This is a genomic window from Algoriphagus terrigena DSM 22685, from assembly GCF_000429445.1.
GTDB classification, from domain to species: domain Bacteria; phylum Bacteroidota; class Bacteroidia; order Cytophagales; family Cyclobacteriaceae; genus Algoriphagus; species Algoriphagus terrigena.
In genome coordinates this window covers 67022-89561 of the sequence record NZ_AUBW01000007.1, presented here as the reverse complement: position 1 = coordinate 89561, position 22540 = coordinate 67022, and the positions used below count along the sequence as shown (strand labels likewise).

Below are 22540 nucleotides of genomic sequence, written 5' to 3'. Positions count from 1 at the left end.
GGGGCTATCAGAATAGCCCCAGTTGATCTTCGTCGTCTTTCTTTGGAGTCAAGTCAATAGTAGTCCCCACATCCAGCTCTTGATCCGAATCGGCTTCCTCCGAGGTCTCCTCAGCAGGTTCTGCTTCAGCCACTTTCTCAGATTGCAAAAGGGAAATTTCCTTAACCGGATATGTGCTCAGCTTATTGCCAATGGCTTTCCAACCTTTGACGTCGATAAGCATATCGAGATCGTACTCCATCACTTCTTCGACTGGCCCTTTGATCAAAGTCACCGAAACCTGCGGCTGACCCGCGGTCGAAACGATCTTCAGACTAGACTGCTTATGGTCCGAGATGAAGTTAAAGCGTTTGTTGACTGTGGTCGTCTCGATCAGGAACCGCTTCACGAAGTAAGTCTTCGTCGCTCCGTCATGGTAGATGGCTGAGACGATCTTTTTGATGTCAAACTTCTCGATCAGAACCACATCAGCGGGCTCGTAGCGATTGGTCAGTTCAAAACTGGTCAGTTCGTAGTCTCCGTTTTTGTAGCAAACCAAGATCTTGTCGTCGCCCAGGAAGTTTCCGATGTGTCTCCCTCGTTGATCTGTGTTCAGGCGGCCGACTACCTGATCATAGTAGATGTTCAATCCGCCCAATGTGGACTTACCCTCCATCTTGAACTGTATCTTACGCACAGGATATTTGGTCAGGATATTTCCCCCTGCCGCGCGTCCTTTGATCTCAATGTCAGCAAAATCAAAATCAAAAACCTTGACCCTGGCTTTCGCTCCCTGAGTCAGATAGATCGTCACCGTCTCGGCTTCTGCATTAGGGTTGTGCGTCAGGTAGGTTACTTTGGTTCCTTTGGTACCTTTGGTCAGGTCGTATTCCTTGTCGCGGGTGATCCCGCCGACCTGGAATCGCTTCACCATTGACCTTCCCGAGGTGCCATCGAGATAAATCAGATTGTAGGTCATGCGATCGTCGTTCTTTCGGAATATGCCGACGTAGAGGATATCTTTCCCCATGAAAGCCTTCTCCTGAATCCGAGTCACCACAAACTTCCCATCACGACGGATCGCGATCACATCGTCCAGATCCGAGCAATCACAGATAAACTCGTCCTTTTTCAAGCCATAGCCCACAAAGCCATCCGCCCTGTTTACATAGAGTTTGGCATTGTTGGCCGCGACCACGGTCGCTTCGATCGTATCAAGAGCGCGGATTTCGGTCTTTCTCTCACGGCCTTTGCTGTACTTGTCCAGTAGATTTTGATAGTATTTGATCGAATACTCCGTCAGATGCTTCAGGTTGTAATTGACCTCCTTAAGCTCTTCCTGTAGACGTCTCATCAATTCATCGGCCTTAAACGCGTCAAATTTGGAGATTCGCTTGATCTTGATTTCGGTGAGACGGATCAGATCCTCTTGGGTGATTTCGCGATAGAAATCCGGCTTGTAGGGATCGAGTCCCTTGTCGATTGCTTCCAGTACCCCATCCCAAGTCGTACACTCTTCGATGTCGCGGTAGATCCGATTTTCTATGAATATTTTTTCGAGTGAGGAGAAAAGCAATTTCTCCATCAACTCCGCTTTGCGGATCTCCAGCTCTCTGCGAAGGAGTTCCTTGGTTTGCTTTGTATTGTATTCGAGGATCTGGTTGACAGTCAGGAAAACCGGCTTATCCTCTATAATCACGCAGGCATTCGGCGAAATTGAAACTTCGCAGTCAGTGAAAGCATACAGCGCATCAATGGTCACATCCGGCGAAACTCCAGGAGTCAGCTGGATCTGGATTTCGACATCTTTGGCCGTATTGTCAACGACTTTTTTGATCTTGATCTTACCTTTTTCATTGGCTTTCAAGATCGAATCAATCAAGGTGTCGGTCGTAACTCCGTATGGTATTTCCTTGATAACAAGCGTCTTACTATCTTCTTCTTCAATTCGGGCCCGAACTTTCACTTTGCTGCCTCGATACCCTTCGTTGTACTCAGAAAAGTCAGCCAAGCCACCTGTGATAAAGTCAGGAAGTACGTTGGATTTGTTGCCTTTCAAGATCTCAATGGAGGCATCGATCAGCTCGATAAAGTTGTGCGGGAGAATCTTGGTGGAAAGTCCGACCGCAATCCCTTCCACTCCCTGCGCCAGCAAAAGCGGGAATTTGACAGGAAGAGTCACCGGTTCACGCTTTCTCCCATCGTAGGAAAGCTGCCATTCGGTCGTCTGAGGGTTGAAAACAACTTCAAGCGCAAACTTGGACAAGCGTGCCTCGATGTATCGGGCGGCAGCAGCTCCGTCGCCTGTCCTCACGTCTCCCCAGTTTCCCTGCGTTTCGATGAGCAGCTCTTTTTGACCTAGATTGACGATCGCATCTCCGATAGACCGGTCCCCGTGCGGATGGTACTGCATGGACTGACCGATGATATTGGCGACTTTGTTGAACCTGCCGTCGTCCATCTCCTTCATCGCATGCATGATCCGGCGCTGTACAGGCTTCAAACCATCCTCAATGGCAGGCACAGCACGCTCCAAAATCACATACGATGCATAATCCAAGAACCAATCCTTGTACATTCCGGTCACCGGAACCGAGGTGTGGAGACTTTCGTCCGCACCGTCTGCTATCTTATTTTCGTCACTCATTTACTAAGTCCAGTTTTGATAGAGGTAAGTGGTCAGCAAGACCATGCTTACCGAAATCATGTTCCCAATCAGGAAATAATCATTTGAAACTTTGTTCTCGTCTGCTTTAATCCTTGTGCCGATTTTCAGGGCTCCAAAGAGCGTAAAGCCATGATAGATTTCTGTCAATATGCAGAGATATAAAAAGAAACGCTCAATTATTCCGTTCCACATGGGGCGGGTCGAGCCATATTGGCCCAGGAAATGTTTCCTCACCCGTCGAAACACGAAAAAAGCGATCAATTCAGAAATCACATAAAATACCAAAAAACTAATCGTTTGCGGCATAGATCAATCTAACCAGTTTTTTTCTTTTAAGATACGACTCAAAGCCAAGGGACTTAAATCTCCGCCAGATCAACGAAACGTCCTTCCCCATTACTTCAGCCACTTTCTTATAATCTCGATAGTGGAAATAGCCGCTGATGATCTCCCGATCCTTCCACTTCCATTCTTCCTGCTTTTCGAGGAAAATATTCATGGCAAGTTTCATTTGCATCTTGGTGTCCAGCTCTCCCGAGATCATCATCCTGTCCTCTCCCTCTTTCATCTCGGTGAGTGCCTCCCGGACTTCCGAAAGCCCCGGTCCCAACATGCCATAGGCTATTTGGGGATTAATCGGGGTCGAAATCTCTCCCAAACCTAAACTATACCTGATCAGAATCTCTATTTCCAAGTCCCAGCGATACTCCTCTAGCGCAATCACCACCTCAGCGGCATCTTTCTCTGATCGCACAATTCCTTGAAATTCATCTCCTAAGGTAATCGTGAGCGGAGATTCAAAGCTCGATGGATAATCCTCGTTAACTTTCTTGACCAGCTTGGCAAAATTTTGCTGGAGAATAAATTGGTCGGCATCACTGCTACCAACAATGTCCCCCATTAGAATCCAGTTCCTCATCTGTCAGAAATTTTGCTAAATATATACAAATATACCATTATTTGCATTTTTAATGCAAAAACAATATGATTTGCATTTTCCATGCAAAATCAAGCTGCTTCGTTTTCCTCTTCTTCGGCTTTCTTAGGATCTTCCAAAGCCAGATCCTTCTCAATCTTCAGATTTGCTATAATAAAGTTCTGTCGATCAGGGGTATTTTTACCCATGTAGAAAGTCAACAGGTCCGAAATCTTGGTTTCCTTATTCAAGATGATCGGTTCCAGTCGGATATCTTCGCCGATAAACCCTCCAAATTCCTCTGGTGAAATCTCTCCCAACCCTTTGAATCGGGTGATTTCAGGTTTACTTCCAAGCTTGTGAATAGCCCGCTGGCGCTCTTCATCCGAATAGCAATAGATCGTCTCCTTTTTATTTCTGACCCGAAAGAGTGGCGTGTCAAGAATAAACAGGTGTCCGTTTTTCACCAAATCGGGAAAAAACTGCAAGAAGTAAGTCATGATGAGCAGCCGGATGTGCATTCCATCCACATCCGCATCAGTCGCGATTACGATCTTCCGATAGCGCAGACTTTCGACGCCGTCTTCGATATTCAGTGCATGCTGGAGGAGGTTAAATTCCTCATTTTCGTACACCACTTTCTTGGTCATCCCAAAGCAGTTGAGCGGCTTTCCCCGAAGTGAAAATACAGCCTGAGTCTGCACATCACGTGATTTGGTGATCGATCCAGAAGCTGAATCACCTTCGGTGATGAACAGCATCGAGTTGTTTTTGAGATCTTCGTTTGCTTTGGGATCATCGTAGTGAACGCGACAATCTCTCAACTTTTTGTTGTGGAGATTTGCTTTTTTGGCGCGGTCATTTGCCAATTTCTTGATCCCTGAGATCTCTTTTCTTTCACGCTCCGACTGCAAAATCCGCTTTAGCAACGCATCAGCTGTCGCGGGATTTTTGTGCAGGTAGTTGTCCAGTTCCGTCTTGATGAAGTCATTGACAAAAGTCCGGAGCGTGGGTCCATCCGGTCCGACACTTTGCGAACCCAACTTTGTCTTGGTCTGGGATTCAAAAACAGGCTCTTGGACCCGTACCGCTATCGCTGCTACTACCGACTGACGCACATCCGAAGCGTCAAAGTCCTTCTTGTAAAACTCTCGGATGGTCTTCACAATCGCCTCACGGAAAGCCGCCAAGTGCGTTCCTCCCTGAGTGGTATATTGTCCGTTGACAAAGGAATAGTATTCCTCGCCATAGGAACCCGAGTGCGTGATGGCTACTTCAATGTCATTGCCTTTGATGTGGATAATTGGATAGCGGATGCTTTCCTCGTCGACCTTGTTGGAAAGCAAGTCGTAAAGTCCCTTGTCAGAGAAAAACTTCTTTCCATTAAAATTGATCGTCAGACCGGCATTCAGGTAGGCGTAGTTCCAGATTTGATTTTCGAGATACTCTGGAATAAAGTGATAATTCTTAAAAATCGAGGCGTCGGGGGAAAAGCTGATCCTGGTACCATTCCGCTCGGAGGATTTCCCAATGGGTGAATCGTTAATCAGAATGCCTTTGTCAAATTCCGCCATCTTGGTTTCTCCTTCCCGAAACGACTGCACCTTAAAATAGTCCGACAATGCATTGACGGCCTTGGTTCCGACCCCGTTGAGTCCTACTGACTTTTGAAACGCTCCGGAATCGTATTTTCCTCCGGTGTTAATCTTGGAGACACAGTCTATGACTTTTCCCAAGGGAATACCGCGTCCAAAGTCCCGGATTTCCACCTTGTGCTCAGAGATCTTCACCTCGATAGTCTTGCCGTGACCCATCATGTGCTCATCGATCGAGTTGTCAAGGATTTCTTTGACCAAGACATAGATCCCATCATCCTGCGCGCTACCGTCTCCCAACTTACCGATGTACATCCCGGGACGGAGGCGGATATGCTCTCTCCAATCCAGGGACTTGATGCTGTCTTCTGTATACTTAACTGGTTCTGCCATAGTACTCGATTACGCTCCTTTTTGAACTTGTTTGAACTTCCCCATCAACAGGACAACTAATCCGACGGCCCATAAGACCAGCAGCGCTGGCATCAGATAAAAGAAAAAGCTAAACTGACTGGTTGCGATCACTTCCTGGTTGTTGATCGAATGGACAAAAAATACCAAAAGTGCCAAACTGAGGTTGATGAGACCGCCAAAGGAATAGAACCACGCCAGCAGGTAATCCCGAAAAGGGTCCCCGATCGGGAAGATCTGATGTAATTTCTTGTTGGATTTCGTCTCTAAAGACTTCGGAGTAAATAAGGTGACGACGTTCAGAAACAGAAAAACGATAATCATTCCGTAAAAGAATGTCCCTTTTTCCACAAGTTTGGCGATCGTTCCGGTCTCATCGATGCTCAGACCAACGGTCTCTGCCAGAGATGAATAGAAGTACAATAGAAAGAAAATGAAAAATAGAATACTCGTGAAGTAGAATACTTTTCCAAACCTGTAATACATGTGATTGAGTGATTGAACGTGCTAATATAACCGATTTGGTTTAACCAAAAGAGATCCGGAACCGATCTGTCCGGCGATAAATCCGACAGCTTGTTTCGGAGTATTTTCAACGAGATGAAATTCAATGGACTGACTCCTCTCTCGGAATCCGAAATTTATTCCACTTCCTCATTTTTGTAAAAGCTTCGATTTTTGAACCCATCTTTGCATTCAAATTTGATGACCATGCGACAGTTCAGTTTCTTTTTTTCATTGGCAGCAATCGGCTGGCTAACCTCCTGCAGTGGGCCGGTAAGCGTCGGCGAGGTAAATCTCGACAACTGGAAATCCGACCGGGACGGCTGCAAGGGACTGAGAATGAATGAGATTGAAGCTTTCAAAGCAGCGAAAAACAACTTTTTGGGAGCAGACAATCAGGCACTGATCAAGACACTCGGACGGCCGGATCGGGTCGAACTGGTGGACAAAAGCCAAAGCTTTTTCTTTTATTTCATCGAACCAAGCGGAGATTGTGAAGGGGTGGAAAGCAAAAAAGAACCCCTCAGGGTCCTTTTTCGAATGAATGCGATTAGTAAAGTTTCTGAAGTGACTATTACAACCCTGAACCCATAAAGCACAAGGCTGCCGCACCGAGAGTACCTGCATTGTTTTCCAGTGTGGCCTTTTTCAACTTCAGATCTTTCACGTAATAAGGTGTGAGGTATTTCCGTGTGTTGTACTCGATCGTCGGCATCATGAATTCCAATCCGGCGGAGATTCCACCACCGAAATAGACATCCGTCACGTCCAGAATCCTGACCGCTGAGACGATCGCTTCACTGAGGATTTCCGCAACTTCTTTGAAAACCATCAAGGAAACCTCGTTGCCAGCTTTGGCAGTGTCGACCAGCAAATGCGTGCCCAATTCTTTTCCGACCAGTTCGCCGGCCTTTTCAGGATAAGCGGCGACCAGATTTGCCATGATTCTCAGGATTCCGTTTCGTCCGACTAAGTTTTCCAGCCCGGCGTTTCCACGGGAGAGCATGTGTCCCATCTCCAGGGCGTTCCCACGTGAACCTTTGAACACCTGACCTTCCAAAACCATTGCGCTTCCGATACCGGTGCCCATGGTAATGAAAAGGAAGTTTTCAGCTACGTCTCCTTTTCCAAAGTAAAACTCCCCGATGGCGGCTGCGGCGGCGTCATTTTCCATGTAAAACTCATGGTCAGGATACGCCTCCAGCAGGCCAGCTTTCAATGGAAAGCCATTTAAATCGGGAATCGCGGGGATTTCCAATGGTGTCGCCCGATCTTTTGTAATCATTCCGGGTAGGCCAATTCCTACCTTGTCTACTTCCGGATATTTTTTGAGGTATTTTCCAAGTCCTTCGATGAAGCACTTGCCAAATCCGTCAGGATGATCTCTATAGGGTGTCGTATCTTCTTTTTGGAAGTCCAACATTTTCCCTTCCCTGTCTACCAGTCCAATCTTCAGGTGAGTGCCTCCAACATCCACTCCCAGAAAAAGAGAATCCTGCTTGCTCATAGTGTTATTTATAGGTTTGATTGCCAAAAAAGCAAAAGAAATGCATTACTTCCTATATTGCTTGCCGATCTCATAAAATATTTTGAGAACCGCTGGACAGACCAGTGTGTTTTTCAGCGACAAGTCGAGAATACCGAGCATATTTTTTCGATCCGTGTGCGGATATTCACGACACGCCTTGGGGCGGTCTTCATAGACAAGGCATTTATTGTCAGCACCTAAAAACGGACAAGGTGCAAACTTCAAGACATAGTCCCCATCAGAATCCCGAAATAGGTACTCGTCAATGAACGCACTGCTCTTCATTCGAAAAGTTTTTGACAGCCGGTCGATATCGGTCTGGATAAAAATCGGGCTGGTCGTCTTACAGCAATTGGCACAGTCTAAGCAATCAATAGCAGCAAAGACCTCCTGGTGTTGCTCATGAAAGTGAGCATCCAGGTCTTTTGGCTTGGTCTTCTTGAGCTTTTCCCGGAGCTTCTTGTTAGCCGGAAAATCCGACTTGCTTTCTCCGGAAAACTTAACGAGGTCAATTTTCAATTTTACAAACTGTTGGAGTTCAATTATTTAGATTAATTCGTTATCTTATTGTTCACTAAACCCTATCGCCATGAGACTTCATCCTTCTGAAATGTACTTCTATCACAGCTCGGCTCAGCCGATAGACAAGCAAACCAAGGCCTACGCTAAGACGCTGACAAAGTTTGTCAACGAGATCGATGTGATCAATGAGCCCATTACCGCTACACAATGGGATCAAATTCTACGCAAGTTGGATCTGAGAGCCAAAGATTTACTGAACAGATCGCATCCCGATTATCAAAACCAAATCGCCGGAAAAGACTGGGATGACGAGGGCTGGCTTAATATCCTGGTAAGGTTTCCCCACCTGATCAAGAGCCCGATTGCAATCTTCAAAAACAAAGCAATCCTCTGCAGAACCCCCAGCGACATCCTCAAGCTCGACTAGTCTTCCTTGTTGAGGTATACTCCATCTGCTGCGAGAGTGATCACTCTGGCTCTGAACAACTGTCCAATACACTGCTTGAAGTGCTTTTTGGACATGCCCAGTTGTTGCTGAATTTCGGCAGGATCAGACTTGTCGTGAAGTGGCAAAAAGCCCTTTTTCTCCAGAATGGCTAGGATTTTCTCGGAGCCTTCGTCGTACTTGACTCTACCAGTCGGTAAAAGCTGGAGGTCTAACTTGCCGTCTTCACGTCGTTTTTTCACCCAAAGCTTCCGAACCGATCCGATCTCCAAGGGCTGAAAAACCTCATTGGCATAGATCAAGCCCTCATATCTGTCCTCGAGGAGAACCTTGTATCCCAACTCAGTTTTCTCAAAGATCTGTCCTTCTACTTCATTGCCCGGCTCATAGTCCTTGGGCGCGGGATACATAAACTCGCGGTACTTGGATACACCAATAAGACGGGTTGACTTAAAGTCGACACATAGCCGGATCAGGTATTTCTCACCCGGAGTCATGGGTTTGGCCATCTCTGAATTGGGGACAAAAAGATCCTTGGGAAGCCCCCAGTCCATAAACGCCCCAAACTTGGTCACTTCCTTGGCTTCCAGTACGGCAAACTCATCCAAAAATATCAGTGGCTTCTGTGTCACAGCGACCGGTCGGTCTTCGCTGTCGGTATATACGAACACCTCGACGATGTCCCCTTCTCTCTCCTCTCCTTTCAGATAGCCTTTCGGCAGCAGGACTTCTCCTCCGTCGCTCAGTGCGAGGTAAGCCCCATAATCAGTAAAACGATTGATAGACAGTTTGCTGACTTGACCAAGTTCTTTCATATGACTCTAATTTCCTTTTTAACTGCTATATGAGACTTCAGATGGTTAAAATTTAATTCGCTGAATCGATTGTATCATCCTCGGTTTCGTAGTTCAAAGGTAGGGATTAATAGTGTTGAGGCGGCGGCTTTTTTCATGCGATGAATTCAGGAAAGCGGCTGTCTAAAATTGGAATTGGGATGGGTTAAACTTAGTTTTGAAAAGATCAATCCGCCCTACCAACGGGACAAAACCCAAATCATAACGCTTTTCACTCGTATTCATCGAATTATGAAATCAATCTCAGTCATCGGCTCCGGCACCATGGGTAACGGCATCGCGCACGTTTTTGCACAAAACGGCTATGATGTCTCGCTCATCGATATCAAGGACGAGTATCTCGAAAAATCTCTGGCGACGATCTCGAAAAACATGGATCGCCAAGTGGCAAAAGGAACGTTGACTCCAGCCGAAAAAGATGCCGCTATGGGCAGAATTTCCACTTTTTCCAGCTTGGAGGAGGGTGTTAAAAAAGCGGACTTGGTCATCGAAGCAGCTACTGAAAACCTGAACCTGAAGTTGGACATCTTCCGTCAGTTAGATCAATTTTCTCCAGCTAATGCGATCCTCGCGACCAACACTTCCTCGATCTCTATCACCAAGATCGCTTCAGTGACCAAGCGGCCGGAGCAGGTCATTGGCATGCACTTCATGAATCCTGTGCCTGTGATGCGATTGGTGGAAGTGATCCGCGGATACTCCACGTCCGACGAAGTCACCCAAACGGTGATGGCTCTCTCACGAAATCTCTCCAAAGATCCGGTGGAAGTCAACGATTACCCCGGCTTCGTAGCGAACCGAATCCTAATGCCGATGATCAATGAGGCCATCTATAGCCTCTACGAAGGAGTGGCTGGAATAGAGGAGATTGACATCGTCATGAAGCTCGGCATGGCCCATCCGATGGGGCCGCTCCAGCTGGCGGATTTTATTGGGTTGGATGTCTGTCTGTCCATCCTCCGGGTTCTTCAGGACGGCTTTGGGAATCCAAAGTATGCTCCCTGCCCACTGTTGGTGAATATGGTAGAAGCCGGATTCAAAGGCGTCAAGACCGGAGAAGGGTTCTATCGCTACACAGCGGGAAGCAAAGATTTGATCGTTTCACCACGGTTTTCCAGACGTTAATCCAAACCCCATGCATCTAGCAGTATCCGGAAATATCGGCAGTGGGAAGACCACGCTCACAGAGAAGCTCGCCAAGCACTATGGTTGGAAGGCTGAATTTGAATCGGTAGATCAAAATCCCTACCTGGCTGACTTCTATGAAGACATGAAGCGCTGGGCTTTTCATCTTCAGGTTTATTTCCTGAATTCCAGATTCAATCAGGTTCAAAAGATCCAAGCAAGTTCTGTTTCGACGATTCAGGATCGAACGATCTATGAAGATGCCTACATCTTTGCAGCCAATCTTTATAAGAGCAAGCTCATGACAGAGCGGGACTACTTCAATTACAGAAGTCTTTTCGACTCCATGATCACCCACATCAAAGCGCCGGACCTGCTTATTTACCTCAAGGCAGACATCCCAAAACTCGTCGGACAGATCGAAAAGCGAGGCAGATCCTATGAGACGGCCATGCGGATCGATTACCTCAAAAATCTTAATTCCCACTACGAGGAGTGGATCGCAGGATATAAAGAAGGCAAACTGCTGATCGTGGATGTCAACGATCTGGATTTTGTCGAAAAACCTGAGGATTTTTCCTTTATCGTGGAAAAGATCGAGCGAGAGATGTTCGGATTATTTTCCTAACTCTTTCCGTTTTTTGACTTTTTCTGCTTGGGGTTAAAAAAGAATTCCAGCCACCGTTGCCGTCATCAGGCATGCCAAAGAGGATGCTGCCAAGGCCAGAAATCCTAGTCGGCTCAAGTTTCCTTGCTGGTTTGGAGCGATGATGGAGATGCCTCCAAGCTGGATGGCAATTGAGCTGAAGTTGGAGAAGCCACAAAGTGCATACGTGGCAATGACGATGGATTTCGGTGAAAGGGAACCCGCCTCTTTCATTTCAGCCAGGCTGAGGTAAGCGACAAATTCATTGATCACAGTCTTTTGTCCCAGCAAGCTTCCCACCTGCAGCGTATCCACCCAATCTACCCCTACCACCCAGGCAAAAACCCGAAAAACCTGACCAAAGATGTATTCGAGGGAAAAGCCGTCAAACTGCCCATTAGTCGAGCGCTGTACAAACGCATTCAACCCGGTGTATTCTCCAATCAGACCGCTCAAGCCGTAGTTGATTGCCGCGATGACTGCGATAAAAGCCAACAGCATCCCGCCTACATTGAGAGCCAATTTCAGTCCTTCGGCCGCGCCGATCGACATCGCGTCAATCAGGTTGACTCCCATTGCTTCCTTGTTCACTTCCAGCTTGTCCTGCACGATCTCCTTTTCGGTCTCAGGGACAAATATCTTTGACAGTACAATTGCCGCGGGAGCATTCATGATACTTGCTCCCAAGAGATAGGCGGCAAACTTGCTTTGCTCCTCCAGGCTGTCTCCGCCGAGAAAAGCAACGTAACCCGCCAAGACACCACCTGCAATCGTCGCCATGCCACCGGTCATCAGGCACATCAGTTCGGATTTGCTCATCGTGGGAATAAACGGTCTCACGAGCAAGGGCGCCTCTGTCTGCCCTAAAAAGATGTTTCCGGCAGCAGAAAGGGATTCAGGGCCGGACAGCCGCATGGTGCGCGCCATGACCCAAGCGATCCCAAATACTATTTTTTGCAAAATACCGAGGTAGTATAGGCCTGCCGAGACCGTAGAAAAGAAGATGATCGTGGGCAGGACCTTGAACGCGAAGATGAATCCAAATGTGTTACCGGCCAGATCTCCAAAGATGAACGTCGCTCCAGCCTCGCTGAAACTCAAAAATTTGACAAAACCCTCCGAGAGTAACTCAAAGCCCAATCGGACGAATTCCACCTTGGTAATCAGGAAGCCAAAAACGAGTTGAAGTAAGATTCCAATTGCTACAAGCCGCCAGTCAATTTTTCGCTTATTGTTAGAAAAAAGGTAAGCTATCAGTACAATGACCGCAAGCCCAAGGACCCCTCTCAGATATTCCATGCAATTGAATTAAGATTCGGGGCTAAAAATAGGCCAAAGCAGGGCAAGAAAAAAGCCCCAAATTCTCATTGGGGCTGTGATTTCAATTTCTCTTGTTTATTTCATCCCGTATCCGGGCGGCTCTTTCGTAATCTTCGTTGTTGATGGCTTTTTCCAGCAGCTGATTGAGCTTGTCCAGGCTGAAATCTTTTAGAGATCCCTCCTTTTTCGGACTTGCCTTCTGAGGTGGCGCGTCGATTTCCTTTTTGCTCTCCAGTTTTTTGTCTTCTTCTGTGAATTCAATCGCAGCCTCTGACATCACTTTCTCGGCGCAGAATATCGGAGCTGCAAACCTGACTGCGATCGCGATCGCGTCTGAAGGTCTGCTGTCAATTTCTACCAGTGTGGCACTGTTTTTACAATGGATTTTGGCATAGAAAACCCCCTCTTTCATATCCGAGATGACAATCTTTTCAATTTCGAACTTGAAACTGTCAGAAAATGATTTGAATAAATCGTGGGTCATCGGCCGGTTTGGGATGATTTTTTCAATCTCAATCGCTATCGCCTGAGCTTCAAACATCCCAATGACGATAGGCAATCTCCTACTCCCCTCCACTTGTCCCATGACCAGGGTAAACGACCCCGATTGGGAATGATTGGACGAAAGCCCCAAAATCTCCAGTTCTACGAGTTTTTCCACAAAAATTAAAGTTCAGCTTTTAGTGCCTCTGTTAGCTTGGGTACTACCTCAAAAGCATCTCCAACAATCCCATAGTCTGCGGCTTTGAAAAATGGCGCCTCGGGATCTTTGTTGATTACCACGATACATTTCGAGGAGTTAACTCCCGCAAGATGTTGAATCGCTCCTGAAATTCCTATGGCAATGTATAAACTAGGGGCAACTTTTACACCGGTTTGTCCTACGTGCTCATGGTGTGGTCGCCATCCGATATCCGATACCGGTTTGGAGCAACCCGTGGCCGCTCCCAACACCTTGGCGAGGTCTTCAAGCATTCCCCAGTTTTCCGGGCCTTTCAGACCTCTGCCACCAGATACCACGATATCAGCCTCAGGAAGCAGTATTTCGCCGGTTGCTCTGTCGGTAGACGTAATTTTGGATGCAAAATCAGAATCTGACAGATTCACCGAGATCTTCTCCACTGCGGCATCTGCGCCATCGGTTTTGAGATCTACGGCATTTTTCTTCACAGCCAGGATTTTGTTTTCAGTAGTAATGGAGGATTCGGCAAAAGCCTTGCCTGTATAGATACTTCGTTTTACCAGATATCCGCCGGAAGTGTTTGGAAGTTCCACCACATTGGACACCAGGCCCGCGTTCAACTTGATCGCAAGTCTCGCCGCTACGGCGTCACCAAGAGACGACTTGGCCAATACCAGAGTCTTCGCACCCACAGATGCAAAAGCCTGCGCCACTGCAGCCGCATGAGCTTGAATCACTCCAGCGGTCAGTCTGGCGTCATCGGCATGCAATACTTTAGCCGCTCCTGCCTTACCTACAGCTGTTAATTCGGAACTATCCACCGTCCCCAAAGCCACTGCGATCACTTCCCCTTCACCGGTCTGAGCTGAGAGGGCTGCCGCAAAAGAAACCGCCTCAAGGCTGGTCTTTTTTACTTTTCCCTCGGCCTGCTCTATATATACTAAAATTGACATAATATCTTGATTTATAATAATTTATAAAAAATCTATTAAAGTACTTTTGCTTCGTTTTTGAGCAACTTCACCAGCTCCGCGACATTGTCTTTGTCGATCAGTTTTACCGAGCCTTTGGCTGGCGGAAGTTGGAAACTTGTAGCCTCAGCCTGAGTTTCCTGACTGACTGGTTCTACCACTTTCAGGGGCTTGGTGCGGGCGGACATGATGCCTCTCATATTCGGGATTTTCCACTCAGCAATCGGCTCTTGGCATCCTGCGATCAGTGGCAGTTGAGCTTCCAGCTGTTCTTTTCCGCCTTCGATTTCTCTTGCCATCTTCACCGTGGTGCCGTCCACCTCCAGCTTCATCACCGGAGAAAATGACGGCATACCGAGCAATTCACCGACCATGCCGTGAACCATCCCACCGTTGAAATCTATCGACTCCCGACCCATCAGGATCAAGTCGTATCCACCTTCCTTGGCGTAATGGGCAATCTGCTTGGCTACGAAAAATGAATCCTTTGGAAAGGAATTGACGCGAATCGCGTCATCGGCGCCGATCGCGAGTGACTTGCGAAGGGTTGGTTCCGTCTCAGCTTCTCCCACATTCAAGGCAGTCAAGGTGCCACCCGTCTGATCTCTCAACTCTACCGCCCGAGCCAACGCATAATCATCATATGGCCCGATGATAAACTGAACTCCTGTGGTATCAAACTTGGTATTGTTGGCAGTGAACTGAATCTTGGAAGTCGTGTCCGGCACGTGCGTGATACAAACAAGAATCTTCATTGGTTTAGAGTTAGATTATTTTAGATTTATTTTGCGTGAAAATAACAGGCAACCGCTAATTAAAAAAACTATTCAATGGGCAATTTGGACAGGCTGCAGTTACTGCGGACCTTTATAGAGGAAGAACCAGAGAACCCCTTCAACTATTACGCTTTGGCTCTGGAACTTCGGGAAAAGGACGCCGATGAGGCTGAGCAGCTCTTTGATTTTATTTTGGAACACCACCCGGATTATTTGGCGGTCTATTTTCCAGCTGCACATTTTTTTGAGGCCCTGAGTCAAATTCAGAAAGCTCGCTTGCTATTTGAAAAAGGCATCGCTCTGGCTCTTGATCTGACCGAGGAAAAGACCCTGAAAGAGCTTAAGAATGCTTATCAGAACTTTCTCTTCGAGCATGATCTGGATTGAGTAGATCAAAAAGGTAATGGATTTTGTCTTTGACCTGAATGAATTGGCAATCAATTTCCTAACTTGAAAACTCCAAAAAAGCTGAACCGATTTCGCCCATGATCACCCAGTTAGAAATGCTTGACTACTTTTTGCCACTGATGCAGACGCAGGGAAAGCATTATAAGAAAAAGAGTCTGATCCGTGCAAAAAAGGCAAAGCCAGGCTTGGAAGTCGTCACCGTCACCAGTGATGGAATCGAAACCAAAAACACCGCTGGACCGGGAGACTGGCTGGTGGAAAACCAAACCTCGGCCAAAGAGAGCTATCTGATCAAAGCCGACACATTTGAGAAAAAATACATCCTGCTGCACTCGCTCGGCGACGGCTGGGGATGCTACCGCCCGGTGGGAGAAATATACGCATACAATATCTCAGCGATGGATTTTGAAAAATTCGGAGCAGCAGAGATTATGGAGTTTCAAGCTCCTTGGAAAGAATCGATCGTCGTCAAGCCGGGAGACTTTTTGGTCGCGCCGGTCGACAAAAGTGAGATCTATCGCGTGGCGAGGAAGGAATTCAAAGAAACCTACGAGGAAGTCAAAGTTTGAAGACAATTTTCCCAAACTGATCCCCCGCCTTCATCTTTTCAAATGCCTTTTCGGCTTCTTCCAAGCTGAAGATTTGATCGAGCTCAGGGCGGATCCCTTTCTCTTCTACAAAAGCAACCATCTGGCGAAAATCCCGATCCGACCCCATGGTGGAACCCATGATTTTCAGCTGATTCCAATAGACCTTTCTCGCTTCCAATTTATTGGGAATTCCCATGGTCGCTCCGTATAGCACGATTCGTCCACCGGGTTTGCAGACATGGATCAAATTATTAATCGCATCTCCCGCCGCACCGTCAATGATCACGTCAAATCCGCCCGCGGCTTGCAGCGCTTGCTCAATCCAGTCAGGTTCGAGGTAGTTGAAGCCGAAGTCCGCTCCAAGGGCTTTTGCTTTCTCAAGTTTTGCGCTTCGGCTGCTGCTGACTGAGAGTGTCACTCCCAGGGCCTTTGCATACTGGGCGGCAAACTGCGCCACACCTCCTCCGATTCCCGTCACGAGCACCTGATCGCCGGCCTTCGCCTGTCCTTGGTAGGTCAACGCACGAAAAGCAGTCAAACCCGCCAAAGGCAAAGCTGCAGCCTCCTCCCAGGTCAAATGTTCAGGTTTATGATGCAATCGGTCGACAGGGATGGCGATGTATTCTCCAAAAGTGCCGTTTCGCGGCATTCCCAATATCTTAAAATCCTTGGATTGGGCTCTTTGATCCTCGCCCCAAAACATCGCCGGATTGATGATTACCTCTTTCCCGATCCAAGCCGAATTGCTTTCGTCACAGACTTTCTCCACCACTCCGGCACCATCTGAGCCCAACACCACGCCATCGGAAAGATTGGGATAAAGTCCCTGGCGGCACCACTCATCCCGGTGATTGAGCGCGGCGGCTTTGATCCGGACCAGCGCTTCTCCCGGCATCAGCTCAGGATCAGGCATGGATACCAATTCTATCTTTGAGTCAAGGTTACGCTGAAGTACGATTGCTTTCATAAGATTATTGTCTGATGGACGATGCTACTTCCTATTACTTTTCCGCTTCGTTGTATCACCTTCCAACTGGCGGCTTTCCAGGCTAAATTAACCAATCTTCCTTTTCAGCCAATTGTAGAGCATCGCTCGCTGCTCCTCATTGGGATTGACCAAAAGTTGATCCAGCCGCTTCAGAGAGCCGCCGGTCATAAGTGTCTCATAAGGCGAAAGGCGGATCAGTTTGTATCCGTGAATCCGAGTCTGGAGGTCATACTGCACATCATTGTAAGCGAGTAACTTCCAACCAATCGCACCATTTCCGGTAAGGTCTCCCGACTCCGAGGCCTCGCCGAAGATGCTTTTTGCAACGGGCGGGCCGATCCAAATCCGATGTTGCAAGCCTCCTTTCAAGCACTCCTTTTCATAGGTGCGGCAGAGCCGTTTATGACCCTCTGCAAAAGAAAATGTCCATTCGGAATACAACTCTGACCGAAACGTCGTCAGCCGATATCGGTTGAAATGCAGCTCGTCGTCCCAGATGATCAGCGTTCGACCGAGTTTGAAATCAAACTTCAGTTTCTCCAGCAAAGGAAGCGTTCCTTTTCCTCCCAGCTCATCGATGGTCTCCTTGAGCCAGGCTTTTCCTTTCAGATCGAGGAATTTTGGATTGACGTCGAGCTCTGTCTGCCAATCATATTCGGCTCCACCTTCTTTCAAAATCCGGTCGAGTTGCCTTGTCATCAGGTGTTCCATGTGTTGATTTTTCCTTGAGAATCTCTAAAAAATAGCCCCAGTGGCGAGTGGACAACTATTAGCCCACTTGACAATGATATCGATGATCTCACTGTTTCTTTTCTGTCTCCGTATCCGTGGATATCCGTTCCTTGAGGTTGCCTTTGGATCCGGGGAAAGTTGTCCTTCTGGAGATGTCATAGCCGATCCAAAGCATAATCAACATGAAGATGACAAATAGAGTAAGGAAAATTTTCTTGCTTTTGGTCATGATCTTAAATTCCAGGATTTTGGAGCAAAATTACAGATTGAGGTGATTTGGAAGCCCAAAAATAAAACTCATGGACGGGAAATAAGACTTTTTGAAAAATGTTTTCTATTTTAACTCGTCGACACCAAACATCGATTTTTATCAGTTTACACCCTCGTTTTTCCGCACATGTACCAACTCATCAGTGAGCAGTCCATTTATCAGTATTTTGGAGACGATGATCCAGATATGATCCGGGAAATGATCCAAATAATCTTGGACACCAATATCAAAGATTTGAAAGAGTTGACGGTATTGTATCAGGGGGAGGACTTTGTCACGATCAAAAAACGCTGTCACAAAGCCAAGCCAAGTATGAGCTATATCGGCGCGATCAAAACCAGAAAAACCCTCGAAGAGATCGAGGCCAATCTGGAGACGTCTGGACCGCTCAATGATTTACTCCAAGAGCAGATCAGGATCATCGAAACCGAATTGACAAAGTTCGTTTCGGAACTAAACTAAATTTCATAAACCACCTATCCCTAACTCATGCAGAGAAAACTACTTCTACTGCCGGTTCTGCTATTCCTACTGACAGAAGCTACGGCCCAAACTCCTCTCACCGTCGATTACATCATGCGAGATCCCAAGTGGATGGGCGTCTTTCCTTCCTCCCCTGAGTGGAGCGAGGACAGCAAACAGATTTTTTTCAAGTATAATCTGGAAAAAGATCCGGTTGATTCACTGTACAAGATTGATCTCTCAAACCCCACTCAGATCTCAAAAGTCCATTGGGCGGAAGAAAAATCGCTTTCAAAACCGCAGTCAGCCTTCAACTCGGATCAAAGCCTGAGAATCTACCGCAAGGACAATGCGATCTTGCTGGAGGAGCAAAAGAAAAAGACCACCTCTACCCTCTTGGAATGGTCCGAGCCCGTAACCAATCTGCGATTTCTGGCAAATGAAAACAGGATTTCCTTCAATTCCGGGGGAAATATCTACGTCCTTGATCGCTCCACTAAAGGGATCACTAAGGTCACCAGCATCTCCAACGGCTCCAAACCAGCGGCTGCCGGAGCTAATTCCGCAGATGCGAAGGCGGGCTTTGTCGAAGCCGAAAACCTGGCTTTGCTTGGCGTAGTCCGCGAGCGAAAAGAAGCTCAGGAGAAATCCAAGGCCTATCGAGAATCCATCCGCGAGGATGCGGGGGAGTTTGTCTATTATACACAAGGCAAAAACCTGACAAATCTCCAGCTTTCTCCAGACGAAAAATTTGCGACTTTCTCTGTTTTCACTCCGTCGACCAACAAGGACACCGGCGTTCCCAACTACGTCGATGCTTCCGGATACACCGAGAATCTCAAGACGAGATCAAAGGTCGGAAACACTCCTACAAAAGTGGAAATTGGCATATACGATCTCACCCGTGACTCCGTCTACTTCGTCGGCATCTCAAATCTGCCGGGAATCAAGGATTTGCCGGACTATGTAAAAGATTATCCAGAAAAAACATGGGAAGAAAAAGAGCGCGCCGTGACGCTTTCCAGCCCGGCTTTTTCGCCCGATGGTAAGCATGCGATCATCCAAGCCAGAGCATTTGACAACAAAGACCGATGGATAACCGAAGTGAATCTGGAGACCGGAGAACTCAAAACCCTGGATCGTCAGCGAGACGAAGCCTGGATCGGAGGACCCGGCGTCGGTGGTGGATTTGGTGGTGGCACCTTCGGTTGGTTGCCGGACAACCAGCACATCTATTTCCAGTCAGAGGAGAGCGGCTATTCTCATCTGTACCTTTTGAATGTAACGAGCGGTGAGAAAAAAGCCCTCACTTCCGGCAAGTACGAGGTTTTCAGTCCTTTTCTATCGAAAGACAAAAAGTCTTGGTATCTGACCACGTCAGAGGTTGATCCGGGCGAAAGACATTTCTATAAGATGCCTGTGCTGGGTGGAGCGATGGAAAAACTCACCACAATGACCGGAAACAATGAGGTGACGCTTTCTCCAGACGAGAAGAAACTCGCCATCATCTACTCCTACAGCAATATTCCGGCGGAACTTTACGTTCAGGACAACAAAGCCGGATCTGTCGCAGAAAAATTAACCTCCGGTCAAAGCGCCGAATTCAAAGCCTACAACTGGCGGGATCCACAGATCGTACGGTTCACCGCGCAAGACGGAGCGCAAGTTCCGGCGAGATTGTATCTCCCGGAAGCCTCCAAGAAAAACGGTGCCGCTGTCATCTTCGTCCACGGCGCCGGTTACCTCCAAAACGTCCACAAATGGTGGAGCAGCTACTTCCGTGAGTACATGTTTCACAACCTGCTGACCGACCTTGGATACACCGTTTTGGACATCGACTACCGCGCTTCGGCTGGCTACGGTCGCGATTGGAGAACGGGCATCTATCGCCACATGGGTGGCAAAGATCTCTCTGACCAAGTCGATGGCGCTAAATTTCTCATGGCTGAGCACGGCGTTGAGACCGGCAAAATCGGGATCTACGGCGGCAGCTACGGCGGATTCATCACCTTGATGGCCTTGTTCAATCACGGAGACATCTTCACTTCCGGAGGCGCACTCCGTTCGGTGACCGATTGGGCTCACTACAATCACGGCTACACTGCCAATATCCTGAACACCCCGGAGGAAGACCCGATCGCCTATCGCCGCTCCTCTCCGATCTATTTTGCGGAAGGTCTGCAGGGAAATCTACTGATCGCCCATGGGATGCTGGACGTCAACGTACATTTCCAAGATGTGGTGCGCCTTTCCCAGCGCTTGATCGAACTCGGCAAAGACAATTGGGAAATGGCCGTCTATCCGGTCGAAGACCACGGATTTGTGGAGCCTAGCAGCTGGACTGACGAGTACAAGCGCATCTTGAAGCTGTTTAATTCTACCCTTTTGAACAAAAAACAATGAGGTTCAGAAGCGCAATCGTCCTACTGGCAGGTGTTTTCTTGGTTTTCTCCTGTGCAAAAAAGCCAATAACATCCGAAGCCAAGCTGGGACTTATTGCAGAAAAGGCAATGGTCGTCTCCGCCCGGGAGGAAGCTTCGCAGATCGGACTTGACATCCTGAAAAAAGGAGGAAACGCCTTCGATGCCATGATGGCGACTGAGCTGGCCTTGGCGGTGACTTTTCCATTTGCGGGCAACCTCGGTGGCGGGGGCTTTATGGTCTATCGGATGGCTGACGGGTCTGTAGGTTCGATTGATTTCCGGGAAAAAGCGCCGCTCGCCGCCACCAAAGACATGTACCTCGATGAAAATGGAGAGTTTTTGTCCAACCTGAGCACCAAAGGAATATTGGCTTCCGGCGTTCCCGGCACCATCGCAGGACTATTTGAGGCGCAGGCTAAATTCGGGAAACTCAGCATAGCGGAAATTCTTCAGCCGGTCATCAATCTTGCCAGAAACGGATTTGTAGTCACACCAAATCAGGCGGAGAGACTCCAGAGGGTTCGCAATACCTTGGTCGAAGTCAATGGAGCGGAGACCTTTTTCAATCAGGATATCAAATCTGGCGACACGCTCAAAATCCCAATCCTCGCCGCCACCCTGGAGCGGATCGCCAAAAACGGCCGGGACGAATTCTATACGGGTGAAACCGCCAAAATCCTAGCGAAACACATGCAGGACAGAGGCGGTATCATCACCGAAGAAGATCTGGCCGGGTACGAGGCAAAATGGAGAGATCCGGTCGTCTTTCCCTATCAGGATTTGAATATTATTTCCATGGCACCACCCAGCTCTGGAGGAATGACGCTTGCCCAAATTCTCAAGATGATCGAGCCCTTCGATTTGGAAAAGATGGGACATCATTCGCCGGAATACATCCAGGTGTTGGTGGAAGCAGAGCGAAGAGCCTACGCCGACCGCAACTATTATCTTGGAGATCCTGATTTTGTAAAAATACCTGTTGATCAATTACTTGATGATGAGTACCTCAAGTCGAGGATGGCATCATTCAATCCTGAAAAAGCGACCAAATCCGAGGACATTGCAAAAGGAGAATTTGCTTTCTCAGAGAGCATGGAGACGACGCACTTCTCCATCGTGGATGCGGAAGGCAATGCTGTCTCGCTTACCACGACGATCAATGGCGGCTACGGCTCCAAGGTCTTTATCGACGAGCTCGGGTTTTTCATGAACAATGAGATGGACGACTTCAGCGCTAAGCCCGGAACTCCAAATATGTTTGGGTTAACTGGCGCGGAGGCCAACAGCATCGCTCCCGGCAAGCGGATGCTCAGCGCTATGACGCCGACTATCGTGGAAAAGGGAGGAAAACTCTGGATGGTCGTCGGAACTCCAGGTGGATCGACCATCATCACCTCGGTGCTTCAGACAATCCTAAACGTTTCCGAATTCGGAATGGGAATGCAGCAGGCGGTAGAATCCCCACGCTTCCACCATCAGTGGCTCCCTGATTTGGTCAATTTCGAGCCTGGTTCCTTTGACTCAGCCTTGATTCAAACCCTGAAGTCACGCGGCTACCTGATCAACGAAGCCAACAGCCCCGTGATCGGCAAGGTTGATGCTATTCTGGTATTGCCAAACGGCAAGCTGGAAGGCGGAGCTGATCCGAGAGGCGATGACAAAGCTGCCGGTTTTTAACAAAAAAAATGCTGGATGCGATCACAATTCAATCGTCGTTCGCACCC

At 47.9% G+C, this 22540-nt stretch carries 24 protein-coding genes; 9 read left to right on the top strand and 15 right to left on the bottom strand.

The window, feature by feature from the left end; genetic code table 11:
- Positions 1–7: 7 nt before the first annotated feature.
- The 5 genes from G459_RS0107560 to G459_RS0107540 form a co-directional block, all read right to left on the bottom strand.
- Positions 8–2626, bottom strand: a complete 2619-nt coding sequence (locus G459_RS0107560) for a DNA gyrase/topoisomerase IV subunit A (protein ID WP_026967103.1) — start codon at positions 2624–2626, stop codon at positions 8–10.
- Positions 2627–2629: 3 nt separating this feature from the next.
- Positions 2630–2953, bottom strand: a complete 324-nt coding sequence (locus G459_RS28900) for a hypothetical protein (RefSeq protein WP_051315122.1) — start codon at positions 2951–2953, stop codon at positions 2630–2632.
- Positions 2937–3566, bottom strand: coding sequence for a SatD family protein (locus G459_RS0107550; RefSeq protein ID WP_084454416.1), 630 nt, complete (start codon positions 3564–3566; stop codon positions 2937–2939). Before G459_RS0107550 ends, G459_RS28900 begins: the two co-directional genes overlap by 17 nt.
- Positions 3567–3655: 89 nt before the next feature.
- Positions 3656–5551, bottom strand: coding sequence for a DNA topoisomerase IV subunit B (locus G459_RS0107545; RefSeq protein WP_026967101.1), 1896 nt, complete (start codon positions 5549–5551; stop codon positions 3656–3658).
- A gap of 9 nt (positions 5552–5560) precedes the next feature.
- Entirely contained in the window at positions 5561–6055 is a 495-nt protein-coding gene (locus G459_RS0107540) for a hypothetical protein (protein WP_026967100.1), read from the bottom strand.
- A gap of 225 nt (positions 6056–6280) precedes the next feature.
- On the opposite strand from G459_RS0107540, the gene G459_RS0107535 reads away from it, so the two are divergent.
- Positions 6281–6667 (top strand): hypothetical protein, encoded by a 387-nt coding sequence (locus tag G459_RS0107535; RefSeq protein WP_035455425.1) that lies wholly within the window; start codon positions 6281–6283, stop codon positions 6665–6667.
- Here the strand turns inward: G459_RS0107535 and G459_RS0107530 are convergent.
- Together G459_RS0107530 and G459_RS0107525 are read right to left on the bottom strand one after the other, a co-directional pair.
- A complete protein-coding gene (locus G459_RS0107530) occupies positions 6648–7580 on the bottom strand; it encodes an ROK family protein (RefSeq protein WP_026967098.1) in 933 nt (310 codons plus the stop codon). The genes G459_RS0107535 and G459_RS0107530 overlap by 20 nt on opposite strands.
- A 45-nt stretch (positions 7581–7625) precedes the next feature.
- Entirely contained in the window at positions 7626–8120 is a 495-nt protein-coding gene (locus G459_RS0107525; RefSeq protein WP_157373291.1) for a YkgJ family cysteine cluster protein, read from the bottom strand.
- A 70-nt stretch (positions 8121–8190) separates the two neighbouring features.
- Between G459_RS0107525 and G459_RS0107520 the strand changes: the two genes are divergently transcribed.
- Positions 8191–8550, top strand: coding sequence for an arsenate reductase family protein (locus G459_RS0107520; protein WP_026967096.1), 360 nt, complete (start codon positions 8191–8193; stop codon positions 8548–8550).
- On the opposite strand, the gene G459_RS0107515 is transcribed toward G459_RS0107520, so the two are convergent.
- Positions 8547–9383, bottom strand: coding sequence for a CvfB family protein (locus tag G459_RS0107515; RefSeq protein ID WP_026967095.1), 837 nt, complete (start codon positions 9381–9383; stop codon positions 8547–8549). The genes G459_RS0107520 and G459_RS0107515 overlap by 4 nt on opposite strands.
- 270 nt (positions 9384–9653) lie before the next feature.
- On the opposite strand from G459_RS0107515, the gene G459_RS0107510 reads away from it, so the two are divergent.
- Positions 9654–10547, top strand: coding sequence for a 3-hydroxyacyl-CoA dehydrogenase family protein (locus G459_RS0107510; protein WP_026967094.1), 894 nt, complete (start codon positions 9654–9656; stop codon positions 10545–10547).
- 10 nt (positions 10548–10557) lie between these two features.
- Positions 10558–11175, top strand: coding sequence for a deoxynucleoside kinase (locus G459_RS0107505; protein WP_026967093.1), 618 nt, complete (start codon positions 10558–10560; stop codon positions 11173–11175).
- A 33-nt stretch (positions 11176–11208) separates the two neighbouring features.
- On the opposite strand, the gene G459_RS0107500 is transcribed toward G459_RS0107505, so the two are convergent.
- The 4 genes from G459_RS0107500 to G459_RS0107485 form a co-directional block, all read right to left on the bottom strand.
- Positions 11209–12492 (bottom strand): NupC/NupG family nucleoside CNT transporter, encoded by a 1284-nt coding sequence (locus tag G459_RS0107500; protein WP_026967092.1) that lies wholly within the window; start codon positions 12490–12492, stop codon positions 11209–11211.
- A gap of 82 nt (positions 12493–12574) precedes the next feature.
- Positions 12575–13174, bottom strand: coding sequence for a bifunctional nuclease family protein (locus G459_RS0107495; protein WP_026967091.1), 600 nt, complete (start codon positions 13172–13174; stop codon positions 12575–12577).
- A 5-nt stretch (positions 13175–13179) separates the two neighbouring features.
- Positions 13180–14148 (bottom strand): electron transfer flavoprotein subunit alpha/FixB family protein, encoded by a 969-nt coding sequence (locus G459_RS0107490; RefSeq protein WP_026967090.1) that lies wholly within the window; start codon positions 14146–14148, stop codon positions 13180–13182.
- 35 nt (positions 14149–14183) lie between these two features.
- Positions 14184–14921 carry an electron transfer flavoprotein subunit beta/FixA family protein gene (locus G459_RS0107485; RefSeq protein WP_026967089.1) on the bottom strand — a complete coding sequence of 246 codons (738 nt, stop codon included), beginning with the start codon at positions 14919–14921 and terminating at the stop codon, positions 14184–14186.
- A 75-nt stretch (positions 14922–14996) separates the two neighbouring features.
- Here G459_RS0107485 and G459_RS0107480 point away from each other — a divergent pair, with 75 nt between their 5' ends.
- Both G459_RS0107480 and G459_RS27040 read left to right on the top strand, forming a co-directional pair.
- Entirely contained in the window at positions 14997–15329 is a 333-nt protein-coding gene (locus G459_RS0107480; protein ID WP_026967088.1) for a hypothetical protein, read from the top strand.
- 98 nt (positions 15330–15427) lie between these two features.
- Positions 15428–15919 (top strand): hypothetical protein, encoded by a 492-nt coding sequence (locus G459_RS27040; RefSeq protein WP_051315121.1) that lies wholly within the window; start codon positions 15428–15430, stop codon positions 15917–15919.
- Here the strand turns inward: G459_RS27040 and G459_RS0107470 are convergent.
- The 3 genes from G459_RS0107470 to G459_RS30155 all read right to left on the bottom strand — a co-directional run bounded on the left by G459_RS0107470 (position 15909) and on the right by G459_RS30155 (position 17889).
- A complete protein-coding gene (locus G459_RS0107470) occupies positions 15909–16907 on the bottom strand; it encodes a quinone oxidoreductase family protein (RefSeq protein ID WP_026967087.1) in 999 nt (332 codons plus the stop codon). The genes G459_RS27040 and G459_RS0107470 overlap by 11 nt on opposite strands.
- An 87-nt stretch (positions 16908–16994) precedes the next feature.
- Positions 16995–17639: a DUF7255 family protein gene (locus tag G459_RS0107465; protein ID WP_026967086.1), complete on the bottom strand. Its 645-nt coding sequence runs from the start codon at positions 17637–17639 to the stop codon at positions 16995–16997.
- An 88-nt stretch (positions 17640–17727) separates the two neighbouring features.
- Complete coding sequence (locus G459_RS30155; RefSeq protein ID WP_169725011.1) at positions 17728–17889, bottom strand: hypothetical protein; 162 nt, start codon at positions 17887–17889, stop codon at positions 17728–17730.
- A 168-nt stretch (positions 17890–18057) separates the two neighbouring features.
- Between G459_RS30155 and G459_RS0107455 the strand changes: the two genes are divergently transcribed.
- From G459_RS0107455 to ggt, 3 genes are read left to right on the top strand one after another with little or no spacing between them, the layout of a single operon-like run.
- On the top strand, positions 18058–18393 hold the full coding sequence (locus G459_RS0107455; protein ID WP_026967085.1) for a histidine kinase: 336 nt from the start codon (positions 18058–18060) through the stop codon (positions 18391–18393).
- A gap of 27 nt (positions 18394–18420) precedes the next feature.
- Entirely contained in the window at positions 18421–20796 is a 2376-nt protein-coding gene (locus G459_RS0107450) for a S9 family peptidase (protein ID WP_026967084.1), read from the top strand.
- The gene (ggt, locus tag G459_RS0107445; protein ID WP_035455394.1) at positions 20793–22493 is read left to right on the top strand and encodes a gamma-glutamyltransferase; all 1701 of its coding nucleotides are present in this window, start codon (positions 20793–20795) and stop codon (positions 22491–22493) included. The genes G459_RS0107450 and ggt overlap by 4 nt, the downstream gene beginning before the upstream one ends.
- Positions 22494–22540 lie beyond the last annotated feature (47 nt).

What these genes read in the sequence shown, in the direction of transcription:
- G459_RS0107550 (WP_084454416.1), bottom strand. Translation starts at nt 3,566, where the DNA reads ATGAGGAACTGGATTCTAATGGGGGACATTGTTGGTAGCAGTGATGCC.
- G459_RS0107510 (WP_026967094.1), top strand. Translation starts at nt 9,654, where the DNA reads ATGAAATCAATCTCAGTCATCGGCTCCGGCACCATGGGTAACGGCATC.
- G459_RS0107560 (WP_026967103.1), bottom strand. Translation starts at nt 2,626, where the DNA reads ATGAGTGACGAAAATAAGATAGCAGACGGTGCGGACGAAAGTCTCCAC.
- G459_RS0107470 (WP_026967087.1), bottom strand. Translation starts at nt 16,907, where the DNA reads ATGAAAGCAATCGTACTTCAGCGTAACCTTGACTCAAAGATAGAATTG.
- G459_RS0107515 (WP_026967095.1), bottom strand. Translation starts at nt 9,383, where the DNA reads ATGAAAGAACTTGGTCAAGTCAGCAAACTGTCTATCAATCGTTTTACT.
- G459_RS0107545 (WP_026967101.1), bottom strand. Translation starts at nt 5,551, where the DNA reads ATGGCAGAACCAGTTAAGTATACAGAAGACAGCATCAAGTCCCTGGAT.
- G459_RS0107490 (WP_026967090.1), bottom strand. Translation starts at nt 14,148, where the DNA reads ATGTCAATTTTAGTATATATAGAGCAGGCCGAGGGAAAAGTAAAAAAG.
- G459_RS0107465 (WP_026967086.1), bottom strand. Translation starts at nt 17,639, where the DNA reads ATGGAACACCTGATGACAAGGCAACTCGACCGGATTTTGAAAGAAGGT.
- G459_RS30155 (WP_169725011.1), bottom strand. Translation starts at nt 17,889, where the DNA reads ATGACCAAAAGCAAGAAAATTTTCCTTACTCTATTTGTCATCTTCATG.
- G459_RS0107485 (WP_026967089.1), bottom strand. Translation starts at nt 14,921, where the DNA reads ATGAAGATTCTTGTTTGTATCACGCACGTGCCGGACACGACTTCCAAG.
- G459_RS0107500 (WP_026967092.1), bottom strand. Translation starts at nt 12,492, where the DNA reads ATGGAATATCTGAGAGGGGTCCTTGGGCTTGCGGTCATTGTACTGATA.
- G459_RS0107530 (WP_026967098.1), bottom strand. Translation starts at nt 7,580, where the DNA reads ATGAGCAAGCAGGATTCTCTTTTTCTGGGAGTGGATGTTGGAGGCACT.
- G459_RS27040 (WP_051315121.1), top strand. Translation starts at nt 15,428, where the DNA reads ATGATCACCCAGTTAGAAATGCTTGACTACTTTTTGCCACTGATGCAG.
- G459_RS28900 (WP_051315122.1), bottom strand. Translation starts at nt 2,953, where the DNA reads ATGCCGCAAACGATTAGTTTTTTGGTATTTTATGTGATTTCTGAATTG.
- G459_RS0107455 (WP_026967085.1), top strand. Translation starts at nt 18,058, where the DNA reads ATGTACCAACTCATCAGTGAGCAGTCCATTTATCAGTATTTTGGAGAC.
- G459_RS0107480 (WP_026967088.1), top strand. Translation starts at nt 14,997, where the DNA reads ATGGGCAATTTGGACAGGCTGCAGTTACTGCGGACCTTTATAGAGGAA.
- G459_RS0107505 (WP_026967093.1), top strand. Translation starts at nt 10,558, where the DNA reads ATGCATCTAGCAGTATCCGGAAATATCGGCAGTGGGAAGACCACGCTC.
- G459_RS0107520 (WP_026967096.1), top strand. Translation starts at nt 8,191, where the DNA reads ATGAGACTTCATCCTTCTGAAATGTACTTCTATCACAGCTCGGCTCAG.
- G459_RS0107450 (WP_026967084.1), top strand. Translation starts at nt 18,421, where the DNA reads ATGCAGAGAAAACTACTTCTACTGCCGGTTCTGCTATTCCTACTGACA.
- G459_RS0107540 (WP_026967100.1), bottom strand. Translation starts at nt 6,055, where the DNA reads ATGTATTACAGGTTTGGAAAAGTATTCTACTTCACGAGTATTCTATTT.
- ggt (WP_035455394.1), top strand. Translation starts at nt 20,793, where the DNA reads ATGAGGTTCAGAAGCGCAATCGTCCTACTGGCAGGTGTTTTCTTGGTT.
- G459_RS0107535 (WP_035455425.1), top strand. Translation starts at nt 6,281, where the DNA reads ATGCGACAGTTCAGTTTCTTTTTTTCATTGGCAGCAATCGGCTGGCTA.